Below are 24,667 nucleotides of genomic sequence, written 5' to 3'. Positions count from 1 at the left end.
TTTGGTATTAATTGGTATTAATACGAAATAAAGCGCGCCGCCAGCGGGGGGCTGGCGGCGCGCTTGCGAGGGTTTGGGCTTAAACCTGTTTATGATCAGCCGCGTGTCGGCGATACGGCGTTGAAAGCACCTTCAGAATGCTCATGTACCATTTGTACACTCCGCTTCTTCAGCTGTTTTCGCCTTGTCTCGGCTTGGCTCGCGAGATCGTAAACACGTTCTTAGTCGTGGGCCTGCAGGCGGCCGCTGGCGATGGCGGCCTTGAATACCTGGTAATCCGCTTCCACCTGGTCGGCGTAGGCCAGCGCGTAGCTGGCGATGGCTTGGTCCAGCTTGTCGCTGTCGCCGACATAGCCGGCCAGTTTGGCGGCTTGGCCGCCGGATTTGGAGTGCGCGCGCGCCAGCGCCCAGGCGCAGGCCTGGCCGTAAGCGGTCAGCGCCTCCGGCGCGGTGAAGGCCTCCAGCGACGGTGCCGCTTTCATGTCGCGCAACTGGCGCACATAGAAATGGCGGCCGGCGGGGCCGGTGGACCAACCCAGGAACAAATCGCTGGCCGCCTGCATCAGGCGCTGGCCGAACACCACGCGCTTGCCCTGATGGCCGTGCACGCAGGCCTGGGTGTAGGGCTCCAGCACCGAGGGCCGTGCTTCTTTCAATTGCAGGAACAGCGGCTGGTCGAAATTGTCTTGCAACAGCATCACCAGACAGCGGGTGCCCACGCTGCCCACGCCCACCACCTTGAACGCGCAATCCACCAACCGGAAGCGCTCCAGCAACTGGCGGCGGTCTTCTTTCAAGGTGGTGATGTAGTTGTCCAGCATCGGCTTGACCAGCGCCTCGGCATCGCTGGTGGACAGCCAGCTGTCGTCGTTGTCCAGCAGCGTGTTCTTGTCGTGCAGATGGAAGATCACCGGCGGGTTGTCGCGCAGCCGCAGCGTGCCGTCTTCCAGCTCCGTCATCTTGGGCAGCAGTTTTTCCTGGGTCTGATGCCTGGCCTTGTCCGACAGCTTGAGCATTTGCTGGCGAATGGCGTCGGTGGGCGCGCGTTCCAGTAATTGCTCGAAGCCCACCTTGGTGTACCACAGCTCCAGCTGTCCCATGCGCGCATACTCGTTGACACGGCGGCGGTAGACCTCGCTGGCGCGGCACACCATGTCCCGGGCCTGGCTTTCGCTGAAGCCCTGGCCGCGCGCGGCCAGCACCAGGCTGACGGCCAGCCGCTTCAAATCCCATTCCCACGGGCCGTGGTGGGTTTCGTCGAAGTCGTTGATGTCGAAGATCAGCTGCCGCTCCGGCGACGCGAAGAAGCCGTAGTTCATCAGATGGGCGTCGCCGCAGATCTGCAAGTTCAGGCCGCTGCTGGGATTGGCGGCCAGATCGGCGGCTTGGATCATCGCGAAGCCGCGGAAGAAAGTAAACGGCGACACCTGCATCCGGCTATAGCGCAGCGGAATCAGGCCGGGCACGCGGCCTTGCGAGGTCTGCTCCACCATCGCGACCACGTCGCGCGGCGCGCTGAGACGGTTTTCCGCTTGCAGGGTGCGGGAGCAGGCCTGGCGCAGCGCCTTGCCGGCGGCGTAGTGCAGTTCATACTTGGGGTGGTAATTGGCCATGCGGACTCCTGGCGACTGAGGTTTTTTGTCCAGTTTAACCGCTGCGGCGGATTTGTCATGGAACTCGTGCTTATCCACAGAGTTGTCCCCTGTTCATCCACATTGCACACAAGCAGGGCAGGGCCATTTAAGTTATTCACAGGGCGCTTCGGAGGCTAGTCCTTGGCGCGACAGGCGGTTTTTCGCTATTTACGCCATTTATCCACAGCTTTGTGCACAGACTGTCCACAACATCCACAAGCACTGGCCTGGCCGCCAGCACTATCCACAGCGCGGGGGCTTAGAACCTGTTTACGATCTGCTGCGCGTCGGCGATACGGCGTTGAAAACGTCTTCGAAATGCTCATGTACCGCTTGTACATTCCGCTTTCTCAGCCATTTTCGCCTTGTCTCGCCTTAGCTCGCGAGATCGTAAACAGGTTCTTAGCCGGATTGGGCGCAGCTATTGACCAATTTGCGCCAAGCCTTGCTATAGCTGAGGCCATGGGTGTTCACCGTCAGTTTGCTGGCGTCGCCATCCGGTTTGATCTTGATTTCCAGGCCGTCCTTATTGGTGGCGGGGTTGGTCAGACGCACGACTTCGCCACCGTTGGCGCCACGCTCGCGCTCGATGTATTCGCTGGGAATGCGCAGTTTGCGCATGCTGTCCTCCAGGCAGCGCGCCACCGCTGGCGGCTCGGCCTTGGATTTCAGCGTGGCGACGGGGTCGTTCAGACTGGCGAGGGCCGGCATCACGGCGCAGCTCAGCGCGACGCCCAGCGTGGCTTGGAGTAATAGGGATTTGCAGTGTTCGATCAGATTGGGCATGGCTTTCTTGCGGGAAGGACTACGGTACCAAGCTTGGAAACGCGGTGCCGCGCGCAAGTTCTAGTCAGGCCAGTTGCAGGTGTTAAGGAGTTTGAGACAGAGGCTCAGCCGTGCAGCGCCACGGATTCGCCGACGATGGCGAGCAGCAGCCAGATTTGCCAATAACTGCTGCGCGCCAGCGAGTCGGCGCCGCGCAGTTCCAGGCTGCGCTGGATGCGCAGCTGGCTTTGCCAGCGCAGCAGGCCGCGCGAGGCGCGAATCTCCAGCAGCAGCAGCGGCGCCAAGGTTAGCAATTTGAGCAGGAACAGCGGTTGTTGCAGGCGGGCGGGATCCAGCGCCAGCAGGCCGAGGCCGCTGACGGTCCACAGCGCCAGCGCCAGCAGCCACCAGCGATGGCTGCGGAACAATTGCGGGGTCTGGTTGGGGAACTGCTGCTGGCGCAGCAGGCCGGCGCGGCTCCAGAGCGCGGCCAGGCCGGCGCCCAGCGCCAGTAGATGCAAGCTTGCCAGCAGCCAATGCCAAAACATGGTTTGCCTCCCGCCCCCAAGAGATGCCCTACACGGTAAACAGGGGCGCAGCGGCTGGCAAGCTTATTCGGTCGGCCGCTTGACCGCGCGCGGGCTCAGCCGTCGAAGCGCTGGCCAGGCTGGGCGCGGCGCAGGAAATCCAGCATCGCCGGCACCTGCTCCGCGCCTTCCGCCGGCGACCAGGCCGCCTGGTTCTGCGGCTGCAAGGGCAGGTAGGGGCCGTGCTTGACTTCGAATACCACGCTGCCCGGCAGCAAGGACACCACCGAGTGCCAGGTATTGGCCGGCATTTCGAACACCTTGGCGCCGTCTTCGCCCAGGCGGTGGCGGCTTTGCACCACGCCGGCCTCGTCGAACACGATCACCTCGAAGGCGCCGCTGAGGGCGATCAGCATCTCCCAGCTGTGGTCGTGGCGATGCGGGCGGACATAGGTGTCCGGCTCCATGGCGATGGCCAGGCGCTGGATCGGGTCTTCCAATTGCTGGTGGAAGTTATGGTTGGCGCGCAAGCGCGGCGCACAGGCGGCTTTGGCCGACAATTCGGCCAGGTCTTGTTGCTTCAGGGTCAGCATCGGGGTTGCCATGAGAAAGATGTGATAGCGCGGATTATCAATGAAAACGCCGCCGGCAGCGAGGCCGGCGGCGTAGCGAAAGCCGGTCAAGCAAGCGGCCTTCGATGCAGCGGGATCAGGAGCGGATCTGGCCGTCGCCCAGCACGATCCACTTCTGGCTGGTCAGGCCGGTCAGGCCCACCGGGCCGCGCGCGTGGATCTTGTCGGTGGAAATGCCGATTTCCGCGCCCAGGCCGTATTCGAAACCATCGGCGAAGCGGGTGGAGGCGTTGACCATCACGCTGGCGGAATCCACCTCGCGCAGGAAGCGGCGGGTGCGGCCGTAGTCCTCGGACACGATGGCGTCGGTGTGATGGCTGCCCCAGTGATTGATGTGCTCGATGGCGTCGTCCAGGTCCTTGACCACCTTGACGGCCAGGATGGGCGCCAGGTATTCGCTGGCCCAGTCCTCATCGCTGGCCGGCCATACCTTGTCGCCCAGGATGGCGCGGGTGCGCTCGCAGCCGCGCAGCTCCACGCCTTTTTCCCAATAAGCCTCGGCCAGGCGCGGCAGGATGAATTCCGCGAAGGCGGTGTGCACCAGCAGGGTTTCCATGGTGTTGCACGTGCCGTAGCGGTGGGTCTTGGCGTTCAAGGCGATGTCGAAAGCCTTGTCCGGGCTGGCGGTATCGTCGATGTAGACATGGCAGTTGCCGTCCAGATGCTTGATCACCGGCACCCGCGCCTCGGCGCTGATGCGGGCGATCAGGCCCTTGCCGCCGCGCGGCACGATCACGTCCACGTATTGCGGCATGGTGATCAGCTCGCCCACCGCGGCGCGGTCGGTGGTGGCCAGCACCTGCACCGCCTCCGGCGGCAGGCCGGCTTCGCGCAGGCCCTCGTGCACGCAGGCGGCGATGGCCTGATTGCTGTGGAAGGCCTCGGAGCCGCCGCGCAGCAGCGCGGCGTTGCCGGATTTCAGGCACAGGCCGGCGGCGTCGGCGGTGACGTTGGGACGCGCCTCGTAAATGATGCCCACCACGCCCAGCGGCACCCGCATCTTGCCCAGCTGAATGCCGGACGGGCGATAGGCCATTTCGCTGACCTCGCCCACCGGGTCCGGCAGCGCGGCGATCTGGCGCAGGCCTTCGGCCATGCCGGCGATGGTTTTTTCGTTCAGCGCCAGCCGGTCCAGCAGCGCCGGCTCCAGGCCGGCCTTGCGCGCCGCTTCCATGTCCTGGGCGTTGGCGGCCAGCAGCTGCGCCTGCTCGCGCAGGATGGCGTCCGCCATCGCCAGCAGCGCGCGGTTCTTCTGCGCGGTATCGGCGCGGGCCAGCTCGCGGCTGGCCTTGCGGGCGGCCTTGCCCGCCTGTTGCATATAGTCTTTGACGTTCATCGTGGAAACTTCCAAGAGCCAGAATAGAGAGTTGACTCTGAGAGTAAACCAAAGCGGGAAGGGGAGCCAGCATGGAGCGCATGGCGCCGGGGAGCGCGCGGATGCGCGGGGAATAAGGCGGTTTTATTAGATGATTGAGGGATAAGGGTATTTCACAATATTATTTATGGATATAACAGTCCTTGGGTATAGTCGGGAACATCGCCGATCATCCATTAAGAAAAGGTCTGTCCATGAAGCTCCGTCTCGCCCTGGCCGCCCTGCTGCTGGCCGCGTCCGGCTCCGCGCTGGCCGACGCCACCCTGCTCAATGTGTCCTACGACGTGATGCGCGACTTCTACAAGGACTACAACCCGGCCTTCCAGAAAGCCTATAAGGCCAAGACCGGCGAAACCGTCACCCTGCAACAGTCGCATGGCGGCTCCAGCAAGCAGGCGCTGGCGGTGGCCAACGGCCTGGCCGCCGACGTAATCACCATGAACCAGGCCACCGATATCGACCTGCTGGCGAGCAAGGGTCTGGTGCCGGCCAACTGGGCCAGCCGCCTGCCCAACCACGCGGTGCCGTTCACCTCCACCATCGTGTTCCTGGTGCGCAAGGGCAATCCGCAGCAAGTGCGCGACTGGAGCGACCTGGCCAAGCCGGGCCTGAAAGTGGTGATCCCCAATCCCAAGACTTCCGGCAACGGCCGCTACAGCTATCTGGCGGCCTGGGGCTATGCGTTGAAACAGCCGGGCGGCAACGAAGCCAAGGCCCGCGAGCTGGTGGGCAAGATCTTCAAGAACGTGCCGGTGCTGGACGGCGGCGGCCGCGCCGCCACCACCACCTTCATGCAGCGCCAGATCGGCGACGTGCTGGTGACCTTCGAGAACGAGGCGGAAATGATCGCCCGCGAATTCGGCCGCGGCGGCTTCGAAGTGGTTTACCCCAGCGTGTCGGTGCTGGCCGAGAACCCGGTGTCGGTGGTGGACAAGGTGGTGGACCGCAAGGGCAGCCGCAAGCAGGCGGAAGCCTATCTGCAATACCTGTGGAGCCCGGAGGGCCAGAAGCTGGCCGCCGACAACTACCTGCGTCCGCAAGATCCGGCGGTGGCCAAGCAGTTCGCCGCCCGCTTCCCGGCGGTGAAAACCTTCACCGTGGCCAGCGTGTTCGGCTCCTGGGCCGCGGTCAATCAGAAGCACTTCGCCGACGGCGGCAGCTTCGACCAGATCTTCAGCAAGAAATGAGCGCGTGATGGCGGCCAGCGGCTTCAATCTGATCAATAAGCGCCACTCGGTGCTGCCCGGCTTCGGCCTGTCCTTCGGCATCACCTTGTTCTGGCTGGGCCTGATCGTGCTGCTGCCCTTCGCCGCGCTGCTGTGGTCGGCGCATGGCATGGGCTGGGCGGCCTTCGTCGACGCGGTGGCCCATGAGCGCGTGGCCGCCGCCATCCGCCTGTCCTTCGTTTCCGCCGGCATCGCCGCGCTGATCAATCTGCTGTTCGGTTTCCTGGTGGCCTGGGTGCTGGTGCGCTACCGTTTTCCCGGCAAGCGGCTGATAGACGCGCTGGTGGACCTGCCGTTCGCGCTGCCCACCGCGGTGGCCGGCATCGCGCTGACCACGCTGTACGCGCCCAACGGCTGGATAGGCCAATACCTGGAGCCGCTGGGCCTGAAAGTGTCGTTCACCCCGCTGGGCATCATCGTGGCGCTGACCTTCATCGGCCTGCCCTTCGTGGTGCGCACGGTGCAGCCGGTGCTGGAAGACCTGGAGCGCGAGCTGGAAGAAGCCGCCACCTGCCTGGGCGCCGGGCGCTGGGACATTTTCCGGCGCGTGATCTTCCCGGCGGCGCTGCCGGCCTTGATCACCGGCGGCGCGATGGCTTTCGCCCGCGCCACCGGCGAATACGGTTCGGTGATCTTCATCGCCGGCAATATCCCGATGGTGTCGGAGATCGCCCCGCTGATCATCGCCGCCAAGCTGGACCAGTTCGATCAAAACGGCGCGGTGGCGGTGGCGCTGGTGATGCTGGCCATCTCCTTCCTGTTCCTGTTCGCCATCAACCTCATCCAATGGTGGGCCGCGCGCCGCCACGGCGCGGGTAAATGACATGCAAAGCCTGACCACTGAATCGCGCACGGTGCGCTATCTGCTGACCGGCCTGGCACTGGCCTTTCTGTTCCTGTTCCTGCTGGTGCCGCTGCTGGCGGTGTTCTGGGAAGCCTTCCGCAAGGGCTGGGATCTGTACCTGGCCGCGCTGGTGGAGCCGGACGCATGGGCGGCGATCAAGCTGACGCTGACCGCCGCCGTCATCGCCGTGCCGCTGAACCTGGTGTTCGGCGTGGCGGCGGCCTGGGCCATCGCCCGTTTCGAATTCCGCGGCAAGAGCTTCCTGACCACGCTGATCGACCTGCCGTTCGCGGTGTCGCCGGTGGTGGCCGGCCTGATGTACGTGCTCTTGTTCGGCGTCAACACCGCGCTGGGCGGCTGGTTGCAGCAGCACGGCCTGCAAGTGATCTTCGCCGTGCCCGGCATCGTGCTGGCCACCGTCTTCGTCACCTTCCCCTTCGTGGCCCGCGAACTGATCCCGCTGATGCAGGCCCAGGGCGCGGACGAGGAGCAGGCGGCGCTGGTTCTGGGCGCCTCCGGCTGGCAGACCTTCTGGCGCGTGACCCTGCCCAATGTCAAATGGGGCCTGCTCTACGGCGTGATTCTGACCAATGCCCGCGCGATGGGGGAATTCGGCGCGGTCAGCGTGGTGTCCGGCCATATCCGCGGCCAGACCAATACCATTCCGCTGCATGTGGAAATCCTGTACAACGAGTACAACTTCGTCGGCGCCTTCGCCTGCGCTTCGCTATTGGCCTTCCTCGCCCTGGTCACCCTGGGCGTCAAGAGCCTGGTGGAGTGGCGGATGGCGCGACAGAGCGACGCCGCCGCGGAACGCAGCGCGGCCGCTCGCCTGGCCGCCGCCGGCCGCGCCATAGCCAAGGACCAGCCCGCATGAGCATAGAAATCCGCAATATCCGCAAACAGTTCGGCGACTTCGTCGCGCTGGACAATGTCAGCCTCAACGTGGAAGCCGGCGAACTGCTGGCGCTGCTGGGGCCGTCCGGCTGCGGCAAGACCACCTTGCTGCGCATCATCGCCGGCCTGGAACGGCCGGATGCCGGGCAAGTGCTGTTTTCCGGCGCCGACGCCACCGACACCCATGTGGCCGAGCGCGAAGTGGGCTTCGTGTTCCAGCATTACGCGCTGTTCCGCCACATGACGGTGTTCGACAACGTGGCCTTCGGCCTCAGCGTCAAGCCGCGCAAGAGCCGGCCCGGCAAGGACGAGATCCGCGACAAAGTGATGCAGCTGCTGAAAATGGTGCAGCTGGACTGGCTGGCGGACGCCTATCCCGGCCAGCTGTCCGGCGGCCAGCGTCAGCGCATCGCGCTGGCGCGCTCGCTGGCGGTGGAGCCCAAGGTGCTGTTGCTGGACGAACCCTTCGGCGCGCTGGACGCCAAGGTGCGCAAGGACCTGCGCCGCTGGCTGCGCGATCTGCACAACGATATGCACATCACCAGCGTGTTCGTCACCCACGATCAGGAAGAAGCGCTGGAAGTGTCGGACCGGGTGGTGGTGATGGACCACGGCCACATCGAGCAAGTGGGCCGTCCGGACGATATCTACGAAAACCCGGCCACCCCCTTCGTCACCCAGTTCCTGGGCGATGTGAATTTGTTCCATGGCCGCATCGAGCGCGGCCAGTTGCAGATCGGCGGCTACGCTCATGCGCTGGAAGGGCTGAGCCTGGCCAGCGGCGACGAGGCGGTGGCCTATGTGCGCCCGCATGATTTGGACCTGTCGCGTCAGGCCGACGGCGCGCTGGCGCAGGGCACGGTGGAGCATATCCACGCGGTGGGGCCCATCGTGCGGGTGGAACTGGTGCAGGCCGACGGCCGGAGCATTGAGGCGGCGGTGAGCAAGGAGCGTTACCGCGAGTTGGCGGTAGTGCCTGGCGATAGCCTGTATGTGACGCCGAAGAAGCTGTCGGTGTTCGCCAAGCAGGAAGGTCAGGATTACGTGATTTGATGGCCGTCGCCGCGAAACCGGCTGATGAAATTTAAAACGCCCCGGTTCTCGGGGCGTTTTTTTTATGGTGGTGCTTATGACTTGCGGCCGAAGCGTTCCTCCAACTGCCTGCGCCAGATCCTGCCCTCATGCGTGCGGTGGTAATGGTCCACATAAGGGAAGACCTTGAGATGCAGCGCGCTCAGCAACAGCGCGTGCTCCAATAGATTGAAGAAGCCTATCCAGTAGCCGCGGCCGTCGATGTCGTCAAAGTCGATATCTCGGGCGATACGGCTGAGCAAGCCGCCTCCGGCATAGGGCTGGTTGTCCTTCAGCCATTGCAACAAATGGCCGGCGCATTCGCGGCCATAGGCGACATTGGCGGCGAAGTCGTCGTCGGGCACGGGCATTTGCCAATAATGCGGATAGCTGCGTTCGGGCAGGTAGCTGACGAAGGGGAGCAGGGTGTCTTGTTGTTCGTGGGCCGGCAGTTTGTAGCGGCGGCGGCGGGGGAAGGGGTGAGTTTGTTGCATGGTGTTTCTCCTGCTGTGACACAAGATAAACCACCTGCCGGGTGAGGCTGAGGTATTAGGCAGGCGCGTGGCAGGATTGGCGTACCGGTCCGAAGTCTTGCCGGCGAGCGCATAGCGCTCTCCCACCATGCGCCTGCCAAAACGGCCTTGCCATGGATAAAGCAGCCAACGCAGCATGCTGCGTTGGCTTGTCGACTTCGGAAACGGGACGCCAATCCCGTGTGCCGCTTGTGGGCGGCAACGGGGGGATTGTTGCCGAGGGGGCGCTTGGGGTCAAGGCGGGGTGGTTGGTTCAGCCAGGTGCGCGGGAGAGGATGAGGCACGCGCGTGGCGGGATTGGCGTACCGAGTGAGCCCCAAACCGGTGAGTGCATTACACTCTCCCACCATGCGCCCGCCAAATGACGTAGCAAGATTGGGATTGTTGCCGAGGGTAAGAGGTGGATCAAGGCGGCGTGGTTGCTTTGGCTAGGTGGGTGGGTTTTGAATCCGCTGCGCGGATGATGATTTTGATTGCCGGGGCTGCCCGGCGAGCAGGGAGAGGATATTTGCTTGGCCAAATATCCTCTCCACTCCTAAAGGCCACCCTGCAAGCCTGGCCTACGGCTTCCCGCCGGGTCCCGTCAGGCCCGAGGCGCGGCTGAACTCGCGATTTGCTAACGTCAAATCGCTCAGACAGGGCAGCCGCTTAAGACCTCGGGCCTGCCACCCGTCGGCAGGCTTGAAGGGACCCAGGGCGCGTCGGATACGTGGTTTCTTCTTGGCTCTTTCGAGATATCCACAGGCAGGGTCAAACTGGATGGTTATCCACAAAATAACTCACGAGGCTAAATTACTCTTTCTTTTCAAGAAAAAGATCACCTCGTGTAGCGCCTAGGTGTCCCCTCGGGACGCGCTCCGGGTTTCGCGTCCTGGGGGATGAGGGGGGCTGAGAAGGGGGGCGGTGGCCCGCCCCTCCCCGTCTTATGCCCTCTGACGCACGGCGCGAAAACTGAGTGCTATTTTGCGCGATAAAATGATGCTCCGGATTGTTTCACTATCCGCAAAGGAATTGCAAAAGGGCTGGTTATTCCAGCCCTTTTGCTTGCTCATGATGAGCGTTCGTCAAGAAGAAAGCGCTCCCGAAATATCGTTAATCTGCGCTTCCAGATCGGCCCGCTTCTGTTTCAGCGCGTCAAGCTGCTGCTGCATTTCTGCCACCAACTTCCGGCGCTCCTCTACAGGGGGCAGATCGTCATTGCCCCATTTGGTGCCGATACGCTCTGTCAGGCGGGCCATCACACGTTCATAGATCATGTCAGGGAAGAAGAAGCACATGGCGCTCAAGGGACTACCCTGCTCAGGGAACAGGCCCATGTTAAAGAGCTGGTCAGCCCTGTTTTCCTCGAAATGAGCCCACGGTTGTTGATTACGGGCGATGTGGTCGCGATGCGGGTTAGATTGCATCAGCTCCTCATGCACATAGGGCAGGTGTGACTCGGCCTTCTTCTCAATGGCTGCCTTGAAGTACTTGCCCCAGTCGTCGAGGCTGATTGGCATTTTTCGCAATTCGCTAATCTTGGACTCGATCCCCCTGACTTGGGCGTTTGTTTCAGCCAGTTCGTCTTTGAGTTGGGCAAGTGTACCGTTGATGGTTGAAAGGGCCGCTTTCAGATTCTTGGCGATATCCATGGTAAGAACTCCTTTGGTCAATGATTAGAATTCAAAGCTTAGTGCTCGGTCAGCCAGTGTTACGGCTTCCGAATAAGACAAGGCCGGGCAGACATGTTGATACTCGGTTGCCAACCGATGCATCGCCACCCGATCCGGCTCCAGGCTATAGCCCCCACGCTCGCCAAACGCTACCGATTGGGTATCAACGACTGAGTAGCATTCGTTGAAATAGAGGCTATCTTGCCTCTCAGAAAACTCAGGAGGATTCATGCCTTTGACCGCTGGTGGCATCGCTCCCAGAAAGCCTACATGTTTCAGGTAGTACGCTCCCGGGGTCGGGTTGTTATTAGAAAAGGGAGGAATAAAAGAGGCCGAAACAGGTCGGTAACGACCGGCTTTAACTAAAGCCACCAACTCATCGATGACCTGGGCCTGAGCGAAAAGGCCATCTTTTTTGACAAACAATGCCTGCACCTTGCCATAAGCGGGCAAGTCATTTTCTGGGTGGCCAAGGACCAGCGGTGCCGCTTTAGTAATGGGGTTATATGCCGCAGCAATGGCTTGCAAATCTTGCTCGCTGAAATGCATGCTTGCCCCTCCCATGCACGTATGGGTACCGGCCCTGAAAATCTGAAACATCTTCAATTGCGCTGACATCGCTACACCTCAATAATTTTCACGCGACCAGCGCTCATGTTCTTTGGCGCGCTTGGCTTCTTTATCTTCCTCGCGTTCTTGCCGCCGCCGTGCTCGTTCATCAGCGATGATGCGATAAACCCACTGGATGCTGTACTGATACTCATAGGCCAAATCTTGTACCGTTGTACCTGCATAGAATTTGTCAAGAATCTCTATCGCTTTCGCTTCATTCGATTGAGTTATCCCCATGGGGAAATAAACATTTTGCCCGCCAAACTCTTTGCGCAGATACTCCATAATGCCCAGCGCAATCTCGCTTGCTTGTTTTGCTGTCTGGCCATTTTTTTCCAGGCGGTCAGCCACCACCGCGCAAAAGTGGGACAACAATTCTGGGCCGCTTTTACGGATAGGGCCTTGCTTCTTCCTGTTTTCTGTCGTCATCATCATACCCTCCAACTAATAAACGCCATTACGAGTAGATGGCTTATCGCTCACCTATGCTTGGTTCAACGGGCGCGGTGGTGGCTACCCCTTATCTGATGACGGAGCTACAAAAGCCGCTGCCCGTTTTCGCTGCGATGGATTGGCCCTCTTTAAACGCGTCTAGCTGGCGCGTTTCTTTTTTTATTGAGGGAATGATCGGCGGGAATGGCTGGCTTGCTCTACTTAATGTGCATTAGGAATGAAAAATCCCCCGCAGTGCGGGGGATTCTTTACTTGTAAATGCTTATATTATTGGCCTGCCATTTATCTATTTTGGCTTCTCTGGCCACCATGGTTTCATCTCTACCACGCAACCAAACTGGGCACAGGCATCCAGCCCAGTAGATTGCAAAACTCTGCCCAGGTCCCCGAATACTCAAGACCGTCTTGGGTGCGTTTGCCACTAAGTTGCTGATACAGCTTGTTTTCCTTGACGAAGGCCAATTTAGAAACCAAGACCGTCTTGGAAAACCCGGCAAATGCCTTTGACATATTGTGGTTGCGCCATTGCCGGGCCTTCATGCATGAGCAGGGCTTTGGCTATTGAACAATCCTGGCAAGCGCATTCATCTTGCGCCACGCTTTGCGTTGAGCCTTCAACGAGTCTGCGGTATGCACGTCTGGACGTGGCGGCAAGCCATTGACCCAATCCACCCAGACCAACAGCAAACCGCGCTCTTTCACCAGCGTGCAGAACGCCTGCCAGTGGTGATCGCCATTGACCAGCAAGGCGGAGTTGTCGTAGATGGTGACCGCCGCCTGGCGCAGCACCTCCAGGCTCGCGGCGGGGCGGGCGGCTTGCTCCATGGCTTCCAGTATGGCGGCCAGCGCCTGCTGCTGGTGCATCAGCTTACGCATGGACTGCCGGGCATCCATGGCGAACTGTTCGATGTCATCGAACGCCTCCACATCATGATCCGGGAGCGCGGACAAAGCCAGTTCAACCAGCGCCTCCACATCGCTAAGGCTGATGTCGTGATGGTGGTTGGCCAATTGATAGTGCAGGCTGCGCAACAAGGCTTTGCCACGGTGGCAGGCGATGGCTAAATCATTGCCGGTATGGACCAAATCAATCGAGCTAAGGCGCAAGGCGGACTCAGGGAAGCCAAAACTGTCAACGGTTTGAGCGGTAGTCATTGCGCACCCCCTTTCAGGCCATAGCGGGCAAACACATCGTAGGCAGCGGCATTCAGTCCGGGGCTATAGCGGCTGGCCAATTGATCGGCCACCATGTCTTCCAACTGGTGGGCCAGGTCACGAGTTTCGGCTTCGCTGGCGTAACGCAACAGCACCCGGCACAACTCGCGGCAGTATTGCTTGCGGCGTTCAAATCGGTCGACGTCGACCGATTTGCCAGCCTGAGGCGGGGCGAAGGAAACGACGTTGTTGGGCTGGGTGTCTGGGTGGGGCGTGCTGCCATCAAATGCGGCGTCAACGCCGCATTTGGGCTCTTCTGGTTTAAATGTGCCGTCGACGGCACATTTGGGGAGGGCTGATCTCCTTAGCTGGACCCGCAGCTTAGCTACAGTTAAGCCGGGCAAGGTCTCCATCGTGATGCCGCGCACCCTACCACCGCGCGCCAACTCGCAGACCTCCTCCTCGTCCAGAGCCAGCAATTCCAGCAGCTTGGATTTGCTCTTGGCCGCTTCGACAATCCGCAAGCCATCAGGCTGACTCAAAAAACACACGGCGACCTGTATCAGACGAGAAGCGGCATATTTATTAATGCCAATGCGTTCGATCATCCGCAACCATTCGCCATGCCGTACTGTGCTTTTAAGGAAGCACAGCCGCTTGCCTAGTTCGATGCAGGTCAGCGCCGTGTGCTGAACGAGCTGGCGGCATTCCTGCTCCAGGTCTGCAACAGAACGGGATTGGAACTCGTGTGCCAGTGCTGTATTCAGCGCAGCAGACAACACAGTATCGGTAAGCGAAGGGGAAAGTTTGCCGTGGACGGCAAGGGAATGAGCATCCATGATGGACTCCTAGCTGATTCTTTGAGTTGCGCCACTTTTGAGATGGCAGCCGGGGGCTCAAAACCGCAGCTAGACGGCGGGCGTATTTCCCCCTTGCGGGAGTCTTGTATTAGCCTCACACCCGGCCATTGACTATGAATTCAATGGACGTAAAAAAACCACGACTTTCGGGCGCGGGTTAGGCCGCTAGCTGATTTAGGTGTTTTGAGCACCTTGGGAAAGCATAACCCAATCTGCAAAACCTTTGCAACCTGCAAAAATCATGGGGACAGATGCGCAAGCGCTTGCGTTATTGGCAAAACGGCCAGCGCTGGCCGCTTTGGGTCAAAAGCGACGACGTCGACGCATTTGCCAGCCAGCCGTTTCGCCAAATGTCTCGTCAACGAGACATTTGCTGCGCCTCCCGCACTTCGACCGTGCCGGCCATTCGTGTGCAAAACGTGCGTTGACGCACGTTTTGAAGAGACACGCACTCAGCTGCGGGGTCAGGCTCTGATGGCGGATGTCTTCGCTAAATTTTCAGAAACGGTTTCCACTTCTAAGCTCGCCTATGTCAAGGAAAACAAGCTTTGCCGGGCTTTGAAAGGCAGAAAAAGTGGAAACGGTTTCGAATGGTGCGACGTCGCAACATTTGGCGCACGTCCTGCACGTCAGTCAAATGTTTCGTCAACGAAACATTTGCCGCGTCTCCCGCACTTCGGCCGACTTGTCTGGTGACAACCTTCATCCCCACTGCCCTTTGCATCCCTTTACAGCGCTTTATAAAGTGGTCTTGGCTACTTGGACGGGACATCGCCCGCCCAGAGCCGTCTTAGCACGATGGCGCGCATTTATAGGGGCCAAGTGGGTTTCTCGGCCTAGACATCACTGTGCGCTGATCTTGCCTGCCGAGCGTGAGACAGTTCGCCGCACAGCCAGCGCAGGGTAGCGCGGGCCTCTTGGTCAATCTCCGGATGCCGTGGCCAGCGTGTCGCCTGCAAACGCTGCTCCATCCGCTCCAGCGAAATGCCCACATCCTTCTCCACGGCGGCGGCCAGATACAACCAGGCGCGGGACATTGCGTTAATTTGGGCTTCCAGGGTTTGGATACGTGCATGCATCGGGGTCATTTTTCGTGCCTCCTTGGCGGGTTTCGACGCTTTCCAGCCTAGGCCTTAGCCACGACGCCGCCTAGATGCAAATCGGGTATTTGTTTGGAGGCTGCCAGCGAGAGGCTATTCCAAGTGTGGGCGGGGTTTGGAAGCTTGAAATGTTGTGACGTCGCGACATTTTGTCAGGGCTTGCGGTTAAGCTGGTGACCGTCGCTAAAACTCCTGACCGTCAGGACTTTTCCTCAGGAGGCAAGCCTCAAACCGTTTTGGCAAAACTCCGCACCGTGCAGGAAAACTGGTAACCGTTACCAGTTTGACCGCCGCCAAAACGCCTGACCGTCAGGACTTTTCCTCAGGAGGCAAGCCTCAAACCGTTTTGGCAAAACTCCGCACCGTGCAGGAAAACTGGTAACCGTTACCAGTTTTGGCCGTCGCTAAAACTCCTGACCGTCAGCACTTTTCTTGCAGTTAAACTGGTAACCGTTACCAGTTTTGGCAGGTTCTAAAACCGCGAACTGTTCGCACGTTTATCCAGCCTCTTTACACCACACGCCAAAACAAAAAGGCCGCCCAATGGCGGCCGTTCCTTTCTGGCTAGACAGGTCAAGCGTAGCCGCGTCGCCTTTGGTTTGCTACAACCCGTTCCATCAGCTTTTCCAACTCATGGACGGTGAGTTGTGTGGCCTGTTGAATCTGGCTTTTGAGTTCCTTGCCGCCGCCCTCCAGGTTGAAGGTCTGGGTCAGATGTACCACCACGCCGCCACCGCTCATGGGGCCGGCTCCGGACTGGGCGCGGTTGACCATACTGGCCGGTGCGCTGGCTTGGCTGGCCGCCTTCAAGGTGGCTTGCGCCATGTGACCAGCCGCCTTGCTGGCCTGGGCCGTGCTGCGGCTGATGCCCAGCGCCGCACCCTGGGCGATGTTGTCGCCAAAGCCCATGAACACGCGCGACGGCGACTTGATGCCCAAGGTATTGGCGAACCAGCCCTTCACACCCTGGCCAAAGCCGACGATGGCCTCCTTGGCCGCTCCGATCTTGGCCTTGATGCCGTTGACCAGGCCGCCGATCAACATGCCGCCAAAGTCGGTGAAGTTCTTGGGCAGGCTGACGCCGAACCACTTCATTACCCCGGCAAACGCCTTGTAAAACAGCCCCAGCGGCGACCAGTTCAGGATTAGCTTGGCCACGCCGCCGATACCGCCAGCGAAGGCGGCTTTGACGCCGGCCCACAGCCCTTGAAACCACGGCTTGATCTTGTCCCAATGGCGGTAGATCAGGTAGGCGCCGATGGCGATGCCGGTAATCAGCAGGCCGATCGGATTCATCAGCAAGGCGCGGCCCAGCCATAGCAAGGTACGGCCCACCATCAGCCCGCCACGCATCAAACCGCTGCCCAGCGCTCGCCCCAATGCCATGGCCTTGGCGCTCAACCAGCCCATGCCGCTGCCCAGCTTGCCCAGCATGGAAGCCAGTTGGCCCGCCCGTTGTGCGCTCATGCCAAAGAATTGCAGCAGCAGCGGCAAGCGTGGCACGCCGCCGGCCAGCAAGGCGCGAACGATGGTAAAGCGGCTGCTTAGCACGGTGCAGGCGGTGGCCACGGCATGGAACGGCGTCAGCGCCAGGTTGAGCGCATATTTCAGGCCGATGAAGCCCAACTTGCTGGCCAGCAAACCGCCCGCCAGGCCAATTGCGCCCTTGACCAAATCTGGATTAGCTTTGACCCAGTCACCAAAGGATTTCACCACGGGTATCATTTCCTGGGTCAGCGCGTTGATTGAGGGCAGCAATGCGTCCCCCAAGGTAATGCCAATATCCACCATGCCGATCTTGAATTTTTTGAATTGCTCGGTGGCTCCGGTCATGCGCTTTTCAAAATCTTCGTCAATCTGCGATTTACCGCTTTTGCCTTTGCCGGTTTGGACTTCCTCGCGGATTTTTTTGAGGTCGCCCCGGTTCTGTACCTCCGCCAGCAAATAGCTCATAGCCTGCATGTCCTGGAACATGCTGCTAAGCCCGGCCCGATTGCCCAGCGCCTCAATCATGGTGCGTCGCCGTTCCATTTCTGCGGCGCGCTCCGCTGGGTCTTTTATAGAGGACAGTTCAGCCGATAGTTTTTCCAACTCCGCCGCCGCTTGCGGCGAGGCGGTGCGCATTTTTTCCATGATAATGCCGACCGCGCCTTCCACCGGGTCGAACCCTTGTTTAGCAATGTTGATTAAGCTGCCTTGAAGGTTGACGCCAATCTTTGCGAAATCCTGCTGTGTATCGGGCGAGGTCAATTTGGCGAGAAAGTTTTTAAAGTTATTCGCGGCCTCGTCATTACTGCCGGCGGTTCGCCGCGCAATCTGTAAGCGGCTGGCCATATTGACCACGGCTTCATTGCCCACCACGCCCAGGGATTTTAATTGGCCGCCCAGTTCCGGAAACCAGCGCGCCATGTCTTTGACTTCGAACGAGCCTTGTTTCCCTCCTTTGGTGGCTTGATTGAATGCCAACTCTTTGTCTTTGACGCCCAATTGGTCGAACGCCACATTCATCCTGGCGGCGTCTTCCATGGAGGCGCGGGTGGCCGTGGTGAATTTGGCCAGCAAGCCCACCTGGTCTTTCGCTTTATCCGGACTCATGCCTTCCGCAATCAAAATGCCGACGCCTTTGGCGACTTCAGATTGCATTTGATTGAAGCGCATCGCCGCATCGCGCACGGTCTGGCCAAGCTTGGCCTCCTCCTTGGGCGTCATGTCGCCGGTAATGGCCACGTCTTTAATCGCGTCCTGGTAGCCGGCAGCCAGCCGGACCGATTGCACCACCGGCACCGCCAGCGCCACCGATGTGCCAATGGTTTCCATGGCCTGACTGCGCAGATCGGCACGCGTGTTGCGCAGTGTCTCGCCCTGGGCTTGCAGCCGGTTCAGCCGCGCTTGCTTGCTCTGCAATTGGTCAATGGTTTGGCCCAGCCTCACATACTCACGGTTCATCGTGGCCAAGGTCTTGGGGGCCAGTGTGCCCATGTGGCGCTGAATGGCGTTGCCCAACTCGGTTTGCTTGTTCTTGAGCAGACTGGTGGCCTGGCCCAAGCCGGCCAAGCTTTGCTTGATGTTGCCAAAGGCCGCCAGTGCGGTCCCGGCCCGCGCGCCAATGGTGACGGAAACGGCGAGGTTTTTATCCATGGTGATCACCTGTAACGAAAAATGCCGCCAGCGGAGTCCGGTGGCGGCATGGGTGGAAGTGTGGTCGGGGTAGACTTAGGTGTGCTCGGAGGTGCGCGCTCGCCAAATCTGAACCGCCATATCGGCCCATTGCATGTACTCTTCCATCTCCAGCGCGTCGATTTCGGACGGCTGCATCCGGAGCCAGTACAGCAGGGCCTCGTCAACCTTCCGCAGGTTCGGGGCTTCCTTCAGCCATGCGACGAAAAAAGTCGGTCAGCGCCTTCGAGTCGGCGATATCGAGTTGGTCGATGTCTTCCACGGTCAGGCCGGACAACTGGGCCAGCAGGAAGTCTTCCTGCTCCACGTCGTTCTTGCTGAATTGGTAGGCGGCCTTGAGGTCTTTGCGCAGGAGGCGGCGCATCTCGATGGATTCGACGCGCAGCCCGGTGGCGCTGGTGAACGGGTACTTGAGGGTATACTTGGACATGATTGGCTCCTTGGTTGATGACGGAGCCAGTATCTGGCGCATAGGGGCCGGCTACTGTGAAAGAGCATTACTAAAAGTGACGGGGCATTCGTCGCCGAAAATGGGACCAACGGGCGGAGGCCGGCGCGTCGCGGCCACAATTCCAAATGCTGCAACACATTTGCAGGAGCCATCCCGCGCGATCCACGTCCTTCCCGCTTCATCCCGCATTTATCACGCACACGCCCCTGTATTTATCTCACTTCCCCTCAGCCCTCGCGACGCTGCACTTGCCTCGCTCGGTCAGCGCGGAAAGCGGCACCCAAATTATCATCCGCAAAGCGGATGCAACGACCCCCCTCACGCAAATGCCAAAGCCCCGGTCAAATCCCCCGGCGGCTGCGCGCCGCGCGCGCGGAAGGCCGCATTGCGCGCGCTCACCCCCTCCAGCTCCGGCAAATCATGCAGCCGGCTGATGAAGCGGATGATGGACGTGGTGTCGTAAAAGGTGTGATCCACATGTCCGCGCTTGGCGAACGGCGAGGCGATGATGGCCGGAATCCGCGAACCCGGCCCCCAGCGGTCCCCCGGCGGCGGCGCCACATGGTCCCACCAGCCGCCGTTCTCATCGTGAGTGATCACCACCAGCATATGCTTCCACTGCGGGCCGCTCATCAAATGCTGCAACACATTGGCCACATGACGATCGCCGGATTCCACGTCGGAATAACCGGCGTGCATGTTCAGATTGCCCTGCGGCTTGTAGAAGGCCACTGCGGGCAGCTTGCCGGCCACGGCGTCGGCGATGAAGCGGTTGGAGATCGGGCTGTCGCCCAGGCCGCCGTCCAGCAGATGGCGCTCGCGGGCGGCGCTGCCGGGCGCGAACTGGCGGAAGTAGTTGAAGGGCTGGTGATGATATTGGAAGTTGGGCGCGTCGCCGCCGCCCTTGCCGTCCAGCGCCGCCTGCCAGCTGCCGCCGTACCAGGCCCAGTCTATGTGCTTCTCGGACAGGAGGTCGCCTATGGTGCGGTAGTTTTGCGGCGGCAGGGTGCTGGGGTCTTGCGGGTCGGCGTAGCGCTTGTCGCCGCCTTCCGCCGGCCGTACAAAGCTGGGCTGGTAGGGCGGGGCCATGGTGTTGACCGCGTAGCCGTCCGGGGTGATGGCGCCGCTGTTGACGAATTTGGGCGGGCCGTCCAGCGCCGAGGCCGGGGATTGGGGGGCCAGCGCCAATTGGTGGCCGGTGGGTCCGTCGGCCAGCACGGCGATTTTCTTCTTGGCCGGGGTCTGGGCGGCGTTGAAGTATTCCGGAGTGCGCGCGGAGATCAGGAACTGGTGGTTGAGATAGGAGCCGCCGAAGGCCGCCATGAAAAAGTTGTCGCACAGGGTGAAACGGCGGGCGATCTGCCATTGGTTGAGTGTGCGCGCGGTGTCCGGGTAGTGGCCCATCACCAGCGCGCCGGAATCGGCCCAGGCGACGAACTGGTCGTTGCGGCCATCGTTGATCTGCATCTGGTTGTGATAGAACAGATGGCAGAGATCACGGGTGATCACCGCTTCCGGCAGCGGCTGGCCTTCGGCGTCCTTCAGCGGGAAGGGCGCGTTGGGCAGGCCGTGGATGTCTTTTTCTTCGATGAAGTAGCGCTTGCCGGCCACGGTCTGGCCGGTGGGCACCAGGCCGCCCCAGATCTTGGGCAGGCCGGACAGCGGCTGACCGTCGCGGTCGCGTTGCAGCGCCTGTTCCGGCTTGACCGCGCTCAGCGGCTGGGCCACGCCGGGAAAGTTGCCGTAGAGGTTGTTGAAGCTGCGGTTTTCCAGGTAGATCACCACCACGTTCTTGATATTGGCCTTGAGCAGCGCGTCCAGCTGGCCGTGGCGCGGGTGCTTGCTGGCTGTTGGCGCGGCGGCGGCGGGCAAGGCGCAACTGGCGCCGATGGCGGCCAGGCCTTCGAACAGGCGGCGGCGGGAGGGGTCTTGCGGGGCGTCCGTTTCGGCTGGCAACGAGCTGTCCTGTTCATCGGCGGCGGTCATGATGCGTCCTTGTCTGGGGGCGTGCGGTGTGGTTCATCATCCCGCCGCCGTGTTGCGGCGGGATGTCGGTGTTTAGTTGGCGCGCAGCGCGGCGGCGCGGGCTTCCGCCAGCGGCTGCAGCACTTCTTCCGGAAGGAATTCGCGGAACAGGGTGTCCGCCGGCGGCGCCTCGCGCAGCAGTTCTATCGGGTCGCGGCCGTCCAGGCTGCCAAGGTTGGGCGCGTGGACGAAGTAGCCCAGCAGCCGTTGCAACCGCGGCGGCAGCGTGCGGGCCAGTTCGCGGGAAACGGCGAGGTATTGGTTTTCCGCCTGGCGCAGCCAGCCCAGGTTGTAGCTGATGACCACGCCGGTACGCGCTTGGGCGCTGTGGTTGGCGCCGCCGCCGTGGACCAGCGAACCCAGATAGATCAGCACCGAGCCGGCGGGCATGGCGGCGCTAATGACTTCTTCCGGCCTGGGGTCTCGCGGCTCCGGCCAGCGGTGGCTGCCGGGCACGACGCAGGTGGCGCCGTTCTGTTCGGTGAAGTCGTCCAGCGCGTACATGCAGTTGATCATTTTTTCCGATCCAGGCGCGGTGCCGGGGAACATCAGATCATCGCTGTGCAGGAATTGGCGCGGCTCGCCGGGTCCGATGCTGATGGCCTGGGTCAGGTTGAGCTGGTATTCGCGGCAGCCGCGCAGCAGGAAGGCGTCCATCACTTGCAGGATCAAGGGATGAATGGCGAGCTCGCGGGTGGCGGGCACGCGTTCGATCAGGCCGCTGAGCCGGCGGGTGACATGGCCGTAGAAATCACCCTGACAGGGGGCGGTGCGGTCCAGCAGGGGGTGCAGCTGGGCTCGGAACTGGGCCAGGCCTTCCGGGGTCAACAAGTGCTCGATCACGATGCCGCCGTCTTGTTCTAGCGCGGCGATCAGGGTTGCCGGCGCGGTGTCCGGTCGGAAGTGTTGCAGGCTGGGCATGTGTTGGGTTCCATCGCATTGTCGAGTCGCCGACGCGGTGCGCGGCGCTGTGCTGTGGTGGGATGTTATATTCCGGACATTCGCCATGTCTGCGGAGCCGGCCTTTAGGTTAGGTCATTGACTATCTATATAGTGAATGTATTTATTAATGTGAATGGCGTTCGCCGCGGCTTGTGCGCGGCGGGTTTTCGACCTTACCCTGAGCCCTTGCCGCCATTCGCCGCTGAGGAGTCCGCATGAGTGTGTCCCTGTTGAGCCGTTACGCTTTTTTCTCCTGTTGTCTGTTGTTTACCCTGTTCAGCCTGCCCTTCGTTCATTACGAGTGGCTGTGGCCGTTCACGCTGGCTGCCGCCGCGCTGACGCTGCTGGGGGTGTTCGATCTGCTGCAAACCCGTCACGCGGTGCGGCGCAACTACCCGATCCTGGGCAATATCCGTTACCTGGTGGAAAGCATCCGTCCGGAAATCCGCCAATATCTGCTGGAGTCCGACCGTGAGCAGTTGCCGTTTTCGCGCGCGCAGCGTTCGCTGGTGTATGCGCGGGCCAAGAACGAGGGCGCGGACAAGCCGTTCGGCACCTTGATCGATGTGTACCAGCCGGGTTTCGAGTTCATCAGCCATTCGATGCGGCCGGCGCCGCTGAGCGATCCGGCCGGTTTCCGCGTGGAGATCGGCGGCCCGCAATGCGCGCAGCCGTATTCGGCGTCCCTGTTCAATGTGTCGGCAATGAGTTTCGGCGCGCTCAGCGCCAATGCCATCCGCGCCTTGAACCAGGGCGCGCAGCGCGGCGATTTCTATCACGACACCGGCGAGGGCAGCATCAGTCCTTACCACTTGGAGCATGGCGGCGCGCTGGTGTGGGAGCTGGGCAGCGGTTATTTCGGCTGCCGCGACGCGGCCGGCGGTTTCGACGCGGAGCGCTTCGCCGAGCAGGCGCGTAATCCGCAGGTGAAAATGATCGAGATTAAGCTGAGCCAGGGCGCCAAGCCTGGCCATGGCGGCATTCTGCCCAAGCACAAGGTGACGCCGGAAATCGCCGCCACCCGCGGTGTGCCGCTGGGGCAGGATTGCGTGTCGCCGTCGCGCCACAGCGCGTTTTCCACGCCGCTGGAGATGATGGCCTTCATCGCGCGGCTGCGCGAGCTGTCCGGCGGCAAGCCGGTGGGCTTCAAGTTTTGCCTGGGCCATCCGTGGGAGTTCATGAGCATCGCCAAGGCGATGCTGGAAACGGGGATTCTGCCGGATTTCATCGTGGTGGACGGCAAGGAGGGCGGCACCGGCGCGGCGCCGCTGGAATTCACCGACCACATCGGCGTGCCGCTGCGCGAGGGCTTGCTGTTTGTCCACAATGTGCTGGTGGGCCTGAATCTGCGCGACAAGATCAAGATCGGCGCCAGCGGCAAGCTGGTCAGCGCTTTCGATATCGCCAGCGTGTTGGCGATAGGCGCGGACTGGGCCAATTCCGCGCGCGGTTTCATGTTCGCCATCGGCTGCATCCAGAGCCAGAGCTGCCATACCAACCGCTGCCCCACCGGGGTGGCGACGCAGGACAAGCTGCGCCAGCGCGCGCTGGTGGTGCCGGACAAGGCGGACCGGGTGTTCCATTTCCATCGCAACACCATGAAGGCGCTGGCGGAGATGCTGGCCTCGGCCGGGCTGGAGCATCCGTCTCAGCTGCGGCCGCACCACTTGGTGCGCCGCGTCAGCGATACCGAGATCCGCCTGTTTTCACAGCTGCACGTTTTCCTCAAGCCGGGCGAGTTGCTGGAGCCTGAGATCAAGGCGGCGTTTTATGGCCGCATGTGGCAGATGGCGCGGGCGGACAGCTTCGAGGCCCAGCTGGTCTGAGCCTATTGCGGGGAGGGCGCGGTGCCGCTTTCTTCGTCGTCCGCGTCCTTGGGCGGCGGCAGGATGCGCCATTGACCGTCTTGGCGGCTGAAGCGCATCCGTTGCTCGCGCTCCACCGGCTTGCCGGTGAGTTTGCGGCCTTGATAGCGGACTTCGCAGTCCAGGGTCGCGTTTTCTTCGTCGGCCTGGCAGTCGTCCACCGCGGTGACGCGCAGGTCCTTGAGCATGGATTCCACCATGGAGCGCATCAGCAGGGTGTGGGTGGATTCCGGCTTGGCGTCGAGATCGGCGAGCGTCTGGGCCTTGAAGGCGGCTTCCGCCTCGGCCGGCGTCGGTTGTTCGGCCGGGGCGGCTTGGGCGAAGCCGGCGGCCAGACCGGCGAGCAATATGATGATGTTTTGTTTCATGCCGCGACTTTAAGCCGGTTTGACCGGGGCCGGCAAGACGGCTGGCACAGGCGGTTTTTATTCGCGGTGGTGGGCGATCAGCTTGGCCAGCGCGGCGCTGACCAGCGGGTTGCTGACGCTGGAGGCGGCTTCTTCCATGCCGTCCAGCGCGTTTTGGCTGATTTTCAGTTTCTTCTCGCGTGGCTTGCGCGCCAGGCGCACGTCCACCTTGACCCGGGTCTTGCCGGCGATGAAGCCTTGCTTGGCCAACTGCGGCAATAGGCCGGGCGCGAGCATGCGCAGGCGGGCGGCGATGATGCCGGTGTCGGTGTAGATCACCAGTTCGTCGTCGCGGATGCGCACGGCGCGGCAAGTGCCGGCCAGCAGCGGCGGCAGCAGCTTCTGGAAGGCGCGGTCCAGCTTCATCAGCTCTTTGGCCTCGGCGGTGAGCCGGGTCAGGGTGCTGTCTTTGCTGGCGATGTCGTTGAATTGGCGTCCGGACATGGCGGGCTGTCTAGTGAAAA

The 24,667-nt window shown here is 61.5% G+C and carries 23 protein-coding genes; 5 read left to right on the top strand and 18 right to left on the bottom strand.

Annotation, left to right across the window (positions count from 1 at the left end):
- Positions 1-221: 221 nt before the first annotated feature.
- The 5 genes from VI26_RS03345 to VI26_RS03325 all read right to left on the bottom strand — a co-directional run bounded on the left by VI26_RS03345 (position 222) and on the right by VI26_RS03325 (position 4,894).
- Positions 222-1,613 carry a DUF2252 domain-containing protein gene (locus tag VI26_RS03345; protein ID WP_048408332.1) on the bottom strand — a complete coding sequence of 464 codons (1,392 nt, stop codon included), beginning with the start codon at positions 1,611-1,613 and terminating at the stop codon, positions 222-224.
- A 423-nt stretch (positions 1,614-2,036) separates the two neighbouring features.
- Positions 2,037-2,420 (bottom strand): hypothetical protein, encoded by a 384-nt coding sequence (locus tag VI26_RS03340; RefSeq protein ID WP_048408331.1) that lies wholly within the window; start codon positions 2,418-2,420, stop codon positions 2,037-2,039.
- 104 nt (positions 2,421-2,524) lie between these two features.
- Complete coding sequence (locus tag VI26_RS03335; RefSeq protein ID WP_048408330.1) at positions 2,525-2,947, bottom strand: DUF2214 family protein; 423 nt, start codon at positions 2,945-2,947, stop codon at positions 2,525-2,527.
- 95 nt (positions 2,948-3,042) lie between these two features.
- Complete coding sequence (locus VI26_RS03330; protein WP_048408428.1) at positions 3,043-3,519, bottom strand: WbuC family cupin fold metalloprotein; 477 nt, start codon at positions 3,517-3,519, stop codon at positions 3,043-3,045.
- 115 nt (positions 3,520-3,634) lie between these two features.
- Entirely contained in the window at positions 3,635-4,894 is a 1,260-nt protein-coding gene (locus VI26_RS03325) for a glutamate-5-semialdehyde dehydrogenase (RefSeq protein ID WP_048408329.1), read from the bottom strand.
- A gap of 233 nt (positions 4,895-5,127) precedes the next feature.
- On the opposite strand from VI26_RS03325, the gene VI26_RS03320 reads away from it, so the two are divergent.
- From VI26_RS03320 to VI26_RS03305, 4 genes are read left to right on the top strand one after another with little or no spacing between them, the layout of a single operon-like run.
- Positions 5,128-6,120: a sulfate ABC transporter substrate-binding protein gene (locus VI26_RS03320; protein WP_048408328.1), complete on the top strand. Its 993-nt coding sequence runs from the start codon at positions 5,128-5,130 to the stop codon at positions 6,118-6,120.
- Positions 6,121-6,127: 7 nt separating this feature from the next.
- On the top strand, positions 6,128-6,982 hold the full coding sequence (gene cysT / locus VI26_RS03315; protein ID WP_048408327.1) for a sulfate ABC transporter permease subunit CysT: 855 nt from the start codon (positions 6,128-6,130) through the stop codon (positions 6,980-6,982).
- 1 nt (position 6,983) lies between these two features.
- Positions 6,984-7,880 (top strand): sulfate ABC transporter permease subunit CysW, encoded by an 897-nt coding sequence (gene cysW, locus VI26_RS03310; protein ID WP_048408326.1) that lies wholly within the window; start codon positions 6,984-6,986, stop codon positions 7,878-7,880.
- Positions 7,877-8,953 carry a sulfate/molybdate ABC transporter ATP-binding protein gene (locus VI26_RS03305; protein ID WP_048408325.1) on the top strand — a complete coding sequence of 359 codons (1,077 nt, stop codon included), beginning with the start codon at positions 7,877-7,879 and terminating at the stop codon, positions 8,951-8,953. Before cysW ends, VI26_RS03305 begins: the two co-directional genes overlap by 4 nt.
- Positions 8,954-9,027: 74 nt before the next feature.
- Here VI26_RS03305 and VI26_RS03300 read toward each other — a convergent pair whose 3' ends face one another.
- The 11 genes from VI26_RS03300 to VI26_RS03245 all read right to left on the bottom strand — a co-directional run bounded on the left by VI26_RS03300 (position 9,028) and on the right by VI26_RS03245 (position 21,910).
- Positions 9,028-9,465: a hypothetical protein gene (locus tag VI26_RS03300; protein WP_048408324.1), complete on the bottom strand. Its 438-nt coding sequence runs from the start codon at positions 9,463-9,465 to the stop codon at positions 9,028-9,030.
- 1,103 nt (positions 9,466-10,568) lie between these two features.
- Positions 10,569-11,135, bottom strand: a complete 567-nt coding sequence (locus tag VI26_RS03295; RefSeq protein ID WP_048408323.1) for a hypothetical protein — start codon at positions 11,133-11,135, stop codon at positions 10,569-10,571.
- Positions 11,136-11,159: 24 nt separating this feature from the next.
- Positions 11,160-11,705: a hypothetical protein gene (locus VI26_RS03290; RefSeq protein WP_156183728.1), complete on the bottom strand. Its 546-nt coding sequence runs from the start codon at positions 11,703-11,705 to the stop codon at positions 11,160-11,162.
- A gap of 78 nt (positions 11,706-11,783) precedes the next feature.
- On the bottom strand, positions 11,784-12,200 hold the full coding sequence (locus VI26_RS03285) for a Mor transcription activator family protein (protein WP_197081366.1): 417 nt from the start codon (positions 12,198-12,200) through the stop codon (positions 11,784-11,786).
- A gap of 579 nt (positions 12,201-12,779) precedes the next feature.
- On the bottom strand, positions 12,780-13,376 hold the full coding sequence (locus VI26_RS03275) for a hypothetical protein (RefSeq protein WP_156183727.1): 597 nt from the start codon (positions 13,374-13,376) through the stop codon (positions 12,780-12,782).
- A complete protein-coding gene (locus VI26_RS23075) occupies positions 13,373-14,215 on the bottom strand; it encodes a DUF3102 domain-containing protein (RefSeq protein ID WP_053074203.1) in 843 nt (280 codons plus the stop codon). The genes VI26_RS03275 and VI26_RS23075 overlap by 4 nt, the downstream gene beginning before the upstream one ends.
- A gap of 857 nt (positions 14,216-15,072) precedes the next feature.
- The gene (locus VI26_RS03265; RefSeq protein WP_048408318.1) at positions 15,073-15,324 is read right to left on the bottom strand and encodes a hypothetical protein; all 252 of its coding nucleotides are present in this window, start codon (positions 15,322-15,324) and stop codon (positions 15,073-15,075) included.
- 585 nt (positions 15,325-15,909) lie between these two features.
- The gene (locus VI26_RS03260; protein WP_197081365.1) at positions 15,910-18,132 is read right to left on the bottom strand and encodes a phage tail tape measure protein; all 2,223 of its coding nucleotides are present in this window, start codon (positions 18,130-18,132) and stop codon (positions 15,910-15,912) included.
- A gap of 544 nt (positions 18,133-18,676) precedes the next feature.
- A complete protein-coding gene (locus VI26_RS03255) occupies positions 18,677-18,943 on the bottom strand; it encodes a phage tail assembly protein (RefSeq protein ID WP_048408317.1) in 267 nt (88 codons plus the stop codon).
- 339 nt (positions 18,944-19,282) lie between these two features.
- Complete coding sequence (locus VI26_RS03250) at positions 19,283-20,950, bottom strand: acid phosphatase (RefSeq protein ID WP_048408316.1); 1,668 nt, start codon at positions 20,948-20,950, stop codon at positions 19,283-19,285.
- Positions 20,951-21,022: 72 nt separating this feature from the next.
- A complete protein-coding gene (locus tag VI26_RS03245; protein WP_053074201.1) occupies positions 21,023-21,910 on the bottom strand; it encodes a phytanoyl-CoA dioxygenase family protein in 888 nt (295 codons plus the stop codon).
- A 236-nt stretch (positions 21,911-22,146) separates the two neighbouring features.
- On the opposite strand from VI26_RS03245, the gene VI26_RS03240 reads away from it, so the two are divergent.
- Positions 22,147-23,757: an FMN-binding glutamate synthase family protein gene (locus VI26_RS03240; protein ID WP_048408315.1), complete on the top strand. Its 1,611-nt coding sequence runs from the start codon at positions 22,147-22,149 to the stop codon at positions 23,755-23,757.
- Between the two features lie 2 nt (positions 23,758-23,759).
- Here VI26_RS03240 and VI26_RS03235 read toward each other — a convergent pair whose 3' ends face one another.
- Both VI26_RS03235 and VI26_RS03230 read right to left on the bottom strand, forming a co-directional pair.
- Positions 23,760-24,164 carry a hypothetical protein gene (locus VI26_RS03235; protein ID WP_048408314.1) on the bottom strand — a complete coding sequence of 135 codons (405 nt, stop codon included), beginning with the start codon at positions 24,162-24,164 and terminating at the stop codon, positions 23,760-23,762.
- A 57-nt stretch (positions 24,165-24,221) separates the two neighbouring features.
- Positions 24,222-24,647, bottom strand: coding sequence for a DUF721 domain-containing protein (locus VI26_RS03230; RefSeq protein WP_048408313.1), 426 nt, complete (start codon positions 24,645-24,647; stop codon positions 24,222-24,224).
- Between the last annotated feature and the right edge of the window lie 20 nt (positions 24,648-24,667).

Origin of the sequence: Chromobacterium sp. LK1 (genome assembly GCF_001043555.1) — a bacterium.
Classification (GTDB): Bacteria; Pseudomonadota; Gammaproteobacteria; order Burkholderiales; family Chromobacteriaceae; genus Chromobacterium; species Chromobacterium aquaticum.
The sequence above is the reverse complement of the archived record's forward strand: the minus strand, read 5'-3'. Positions and strand labels throughout refer to the sequence as shown.

What these genes read in the sequence shown, in the direction of transcription:
- VI26_RS03245 (WP_053074201.1), bottom strand. Translation starts at nt 21,910, where the DNA reads ATGCCCAGCCTGCAACACTTCCGACCGGACACCGCGCCGGCAACCCTG.
- VI26_RS03255 (WP_048408317.1), bottom strand. Translation starts at nt 18,943, where the DNA reads ATGTCCAAGTATACCCTCAAGTACCCGTTCACCAGCGCCACCGGGCTG.
- cysT (WP_048408327.1), top strand. Translation starts at nt 6,128, where the DNA reads ATGGCGGCCAGCGGCTTCAATCTGATCAATAAGCGCCACTCGGTGCTG.
- VI26_RS03265 (WP_048408318.1), bottom strand. Translation starts at nt 15,324, where the DNA reads ATGACCCCGATGCATGCACGTATCCAAACCCTGGAAGCCCAAATTAAC.
- VI26_RS03285 (WP_197081366.1), bottom strand. Translation starts at nt 12,200, where the DNA reads ATGATGACGACAGAAAACAGGAAGAAGCAAGGCCCTATCCGTAAAAGC.
- cysW (WP_048408326.1), top strand. Translation starts at nt 6,984, where the DNA reads ATGCAAAGCCTGACCACTGAATCGCGCACGGTGCGCTATCTGCTGACC.
- VI26_RS03305 (WP_048408325.1), top strand. Translation starts at nt 7,877, where the DNA reads ATGAGCATAGAAATCCGCAATATCCGCAAACAGTTCGGCGACTTCGTC.
- VI26_RS23075 (WP_053074203.1), bottom strand. Translation starts at nt 14,215, where the DNA reads ATGGATGCTCATTCCCTTGCCGTCCACGGCAAACTTTCCCCTTCGCTT.
- VI26_RS03300 (WP_048408324.1), bottom strand. Translation starts at nt 9,465, where the DNA reads ATGCAACAAACTCACCCCTTCCCCCGCCGCCGCCGCTACAAACTGCCG.
- VI26_RS03275 (WP_156183727.1), bottom strand. Translation starts at nt 13,376, where the DNA reads ATGACTACCGCTCAAACCGTTGACAGTTTTGGCTTCCCTGAGTCCGCC.
- VI26_RS03230 (WP_048408313.1), bottom strand. Translation starts at nt 24,647, where the DNA reads ATGTCCGGACGCCAATTCAACGACATCGCCAGCAAAGACAGCACCCTG.
- VI26_RS03320 (WP_048408328.1), top strand. Translation starts at nt 5,128, where the DNA reads ATGAAGCTCCGTCTCGCCCTGGCCGCCCTGCTGCTGGCCGCGTCCGGC.
- VI26_RS03325 (WP_048408329.1), bottom strand. Translation starts at nt 4,894, where the DNA reads ATGAACGTCAAAGACTATATGCAACAGGCGGGCAAGGCCGCCCGCAAG.
- VI26_RS03290 (WP_156183728.1), bottom strand. Translation starts at nt 11,705, where the DNA reads ATGCATTTCAGCGAGCAAGATTTGCAAGCCATTGCTGCGGCATATAAC.
- VI26_RS03340 (WP_048408331.1), bottom strand. Translation starts at nt 2,420, where the DNA reads ATGCCCAATCTGATCGAACACTGCAAATCCCTATTACTCCAAGCCACG.
- VI26_RS03335 (WP_048408330.1), bottom strand. Translation starts at nt 2,947, where the DNA reads ATGTTTTGGCATTGGCTGCTGGCAAGCTTGCATCTACTGGCGCTGGGC.
- VI26_RS03235 (WP_048408314.1), bottom strand. Translation starts at nt 24,164, where the DNA reads ATGAAACAAAACATCATCATATTGCTCGCCGGTCTGGCCGCCGGCTTC.
- VI26_RS03250 (WP_048408316.1), bottom strand. Translation starts at nt 20,950, where the DNA reads ATGACCGCCGCCGATGAACAGGACAGCTCGTTGCCAGCCGAAACGGAC.
- VI26_RS03240 (WP_048408315.1), top strand. Translation starts at nt 22,147, where the DNA reads ATGAGTGTGTCCCTGTTGAGCCGTTACGCTTTTTTCTCCTGTTGTCTG.
- VI26_RS03330 (WP_048408428.1), bottom strand. Translation starts at nt 3,519, where the DNA reads ATGCTGACCCTGAAGCAACAAGACCTGGCCGAATTGTCGGCCAAAGCC.
- VI26_RS03295 (WP_048408323.1), bottom strand. Translation starts at nt 11,135, where the DNA reads ATGGATATCGCCAAGAATCTGAAAGCGGCCCTTTCAACCATCAACGGT.
- VI26_RS03345 (WP_048408332.1), bottom strand. Translation starts at nt 1,613, where the DNA reads ATGGCCAATTACCACCCCAAGTATGAACTGCACTACGCCGCCGGCAAG.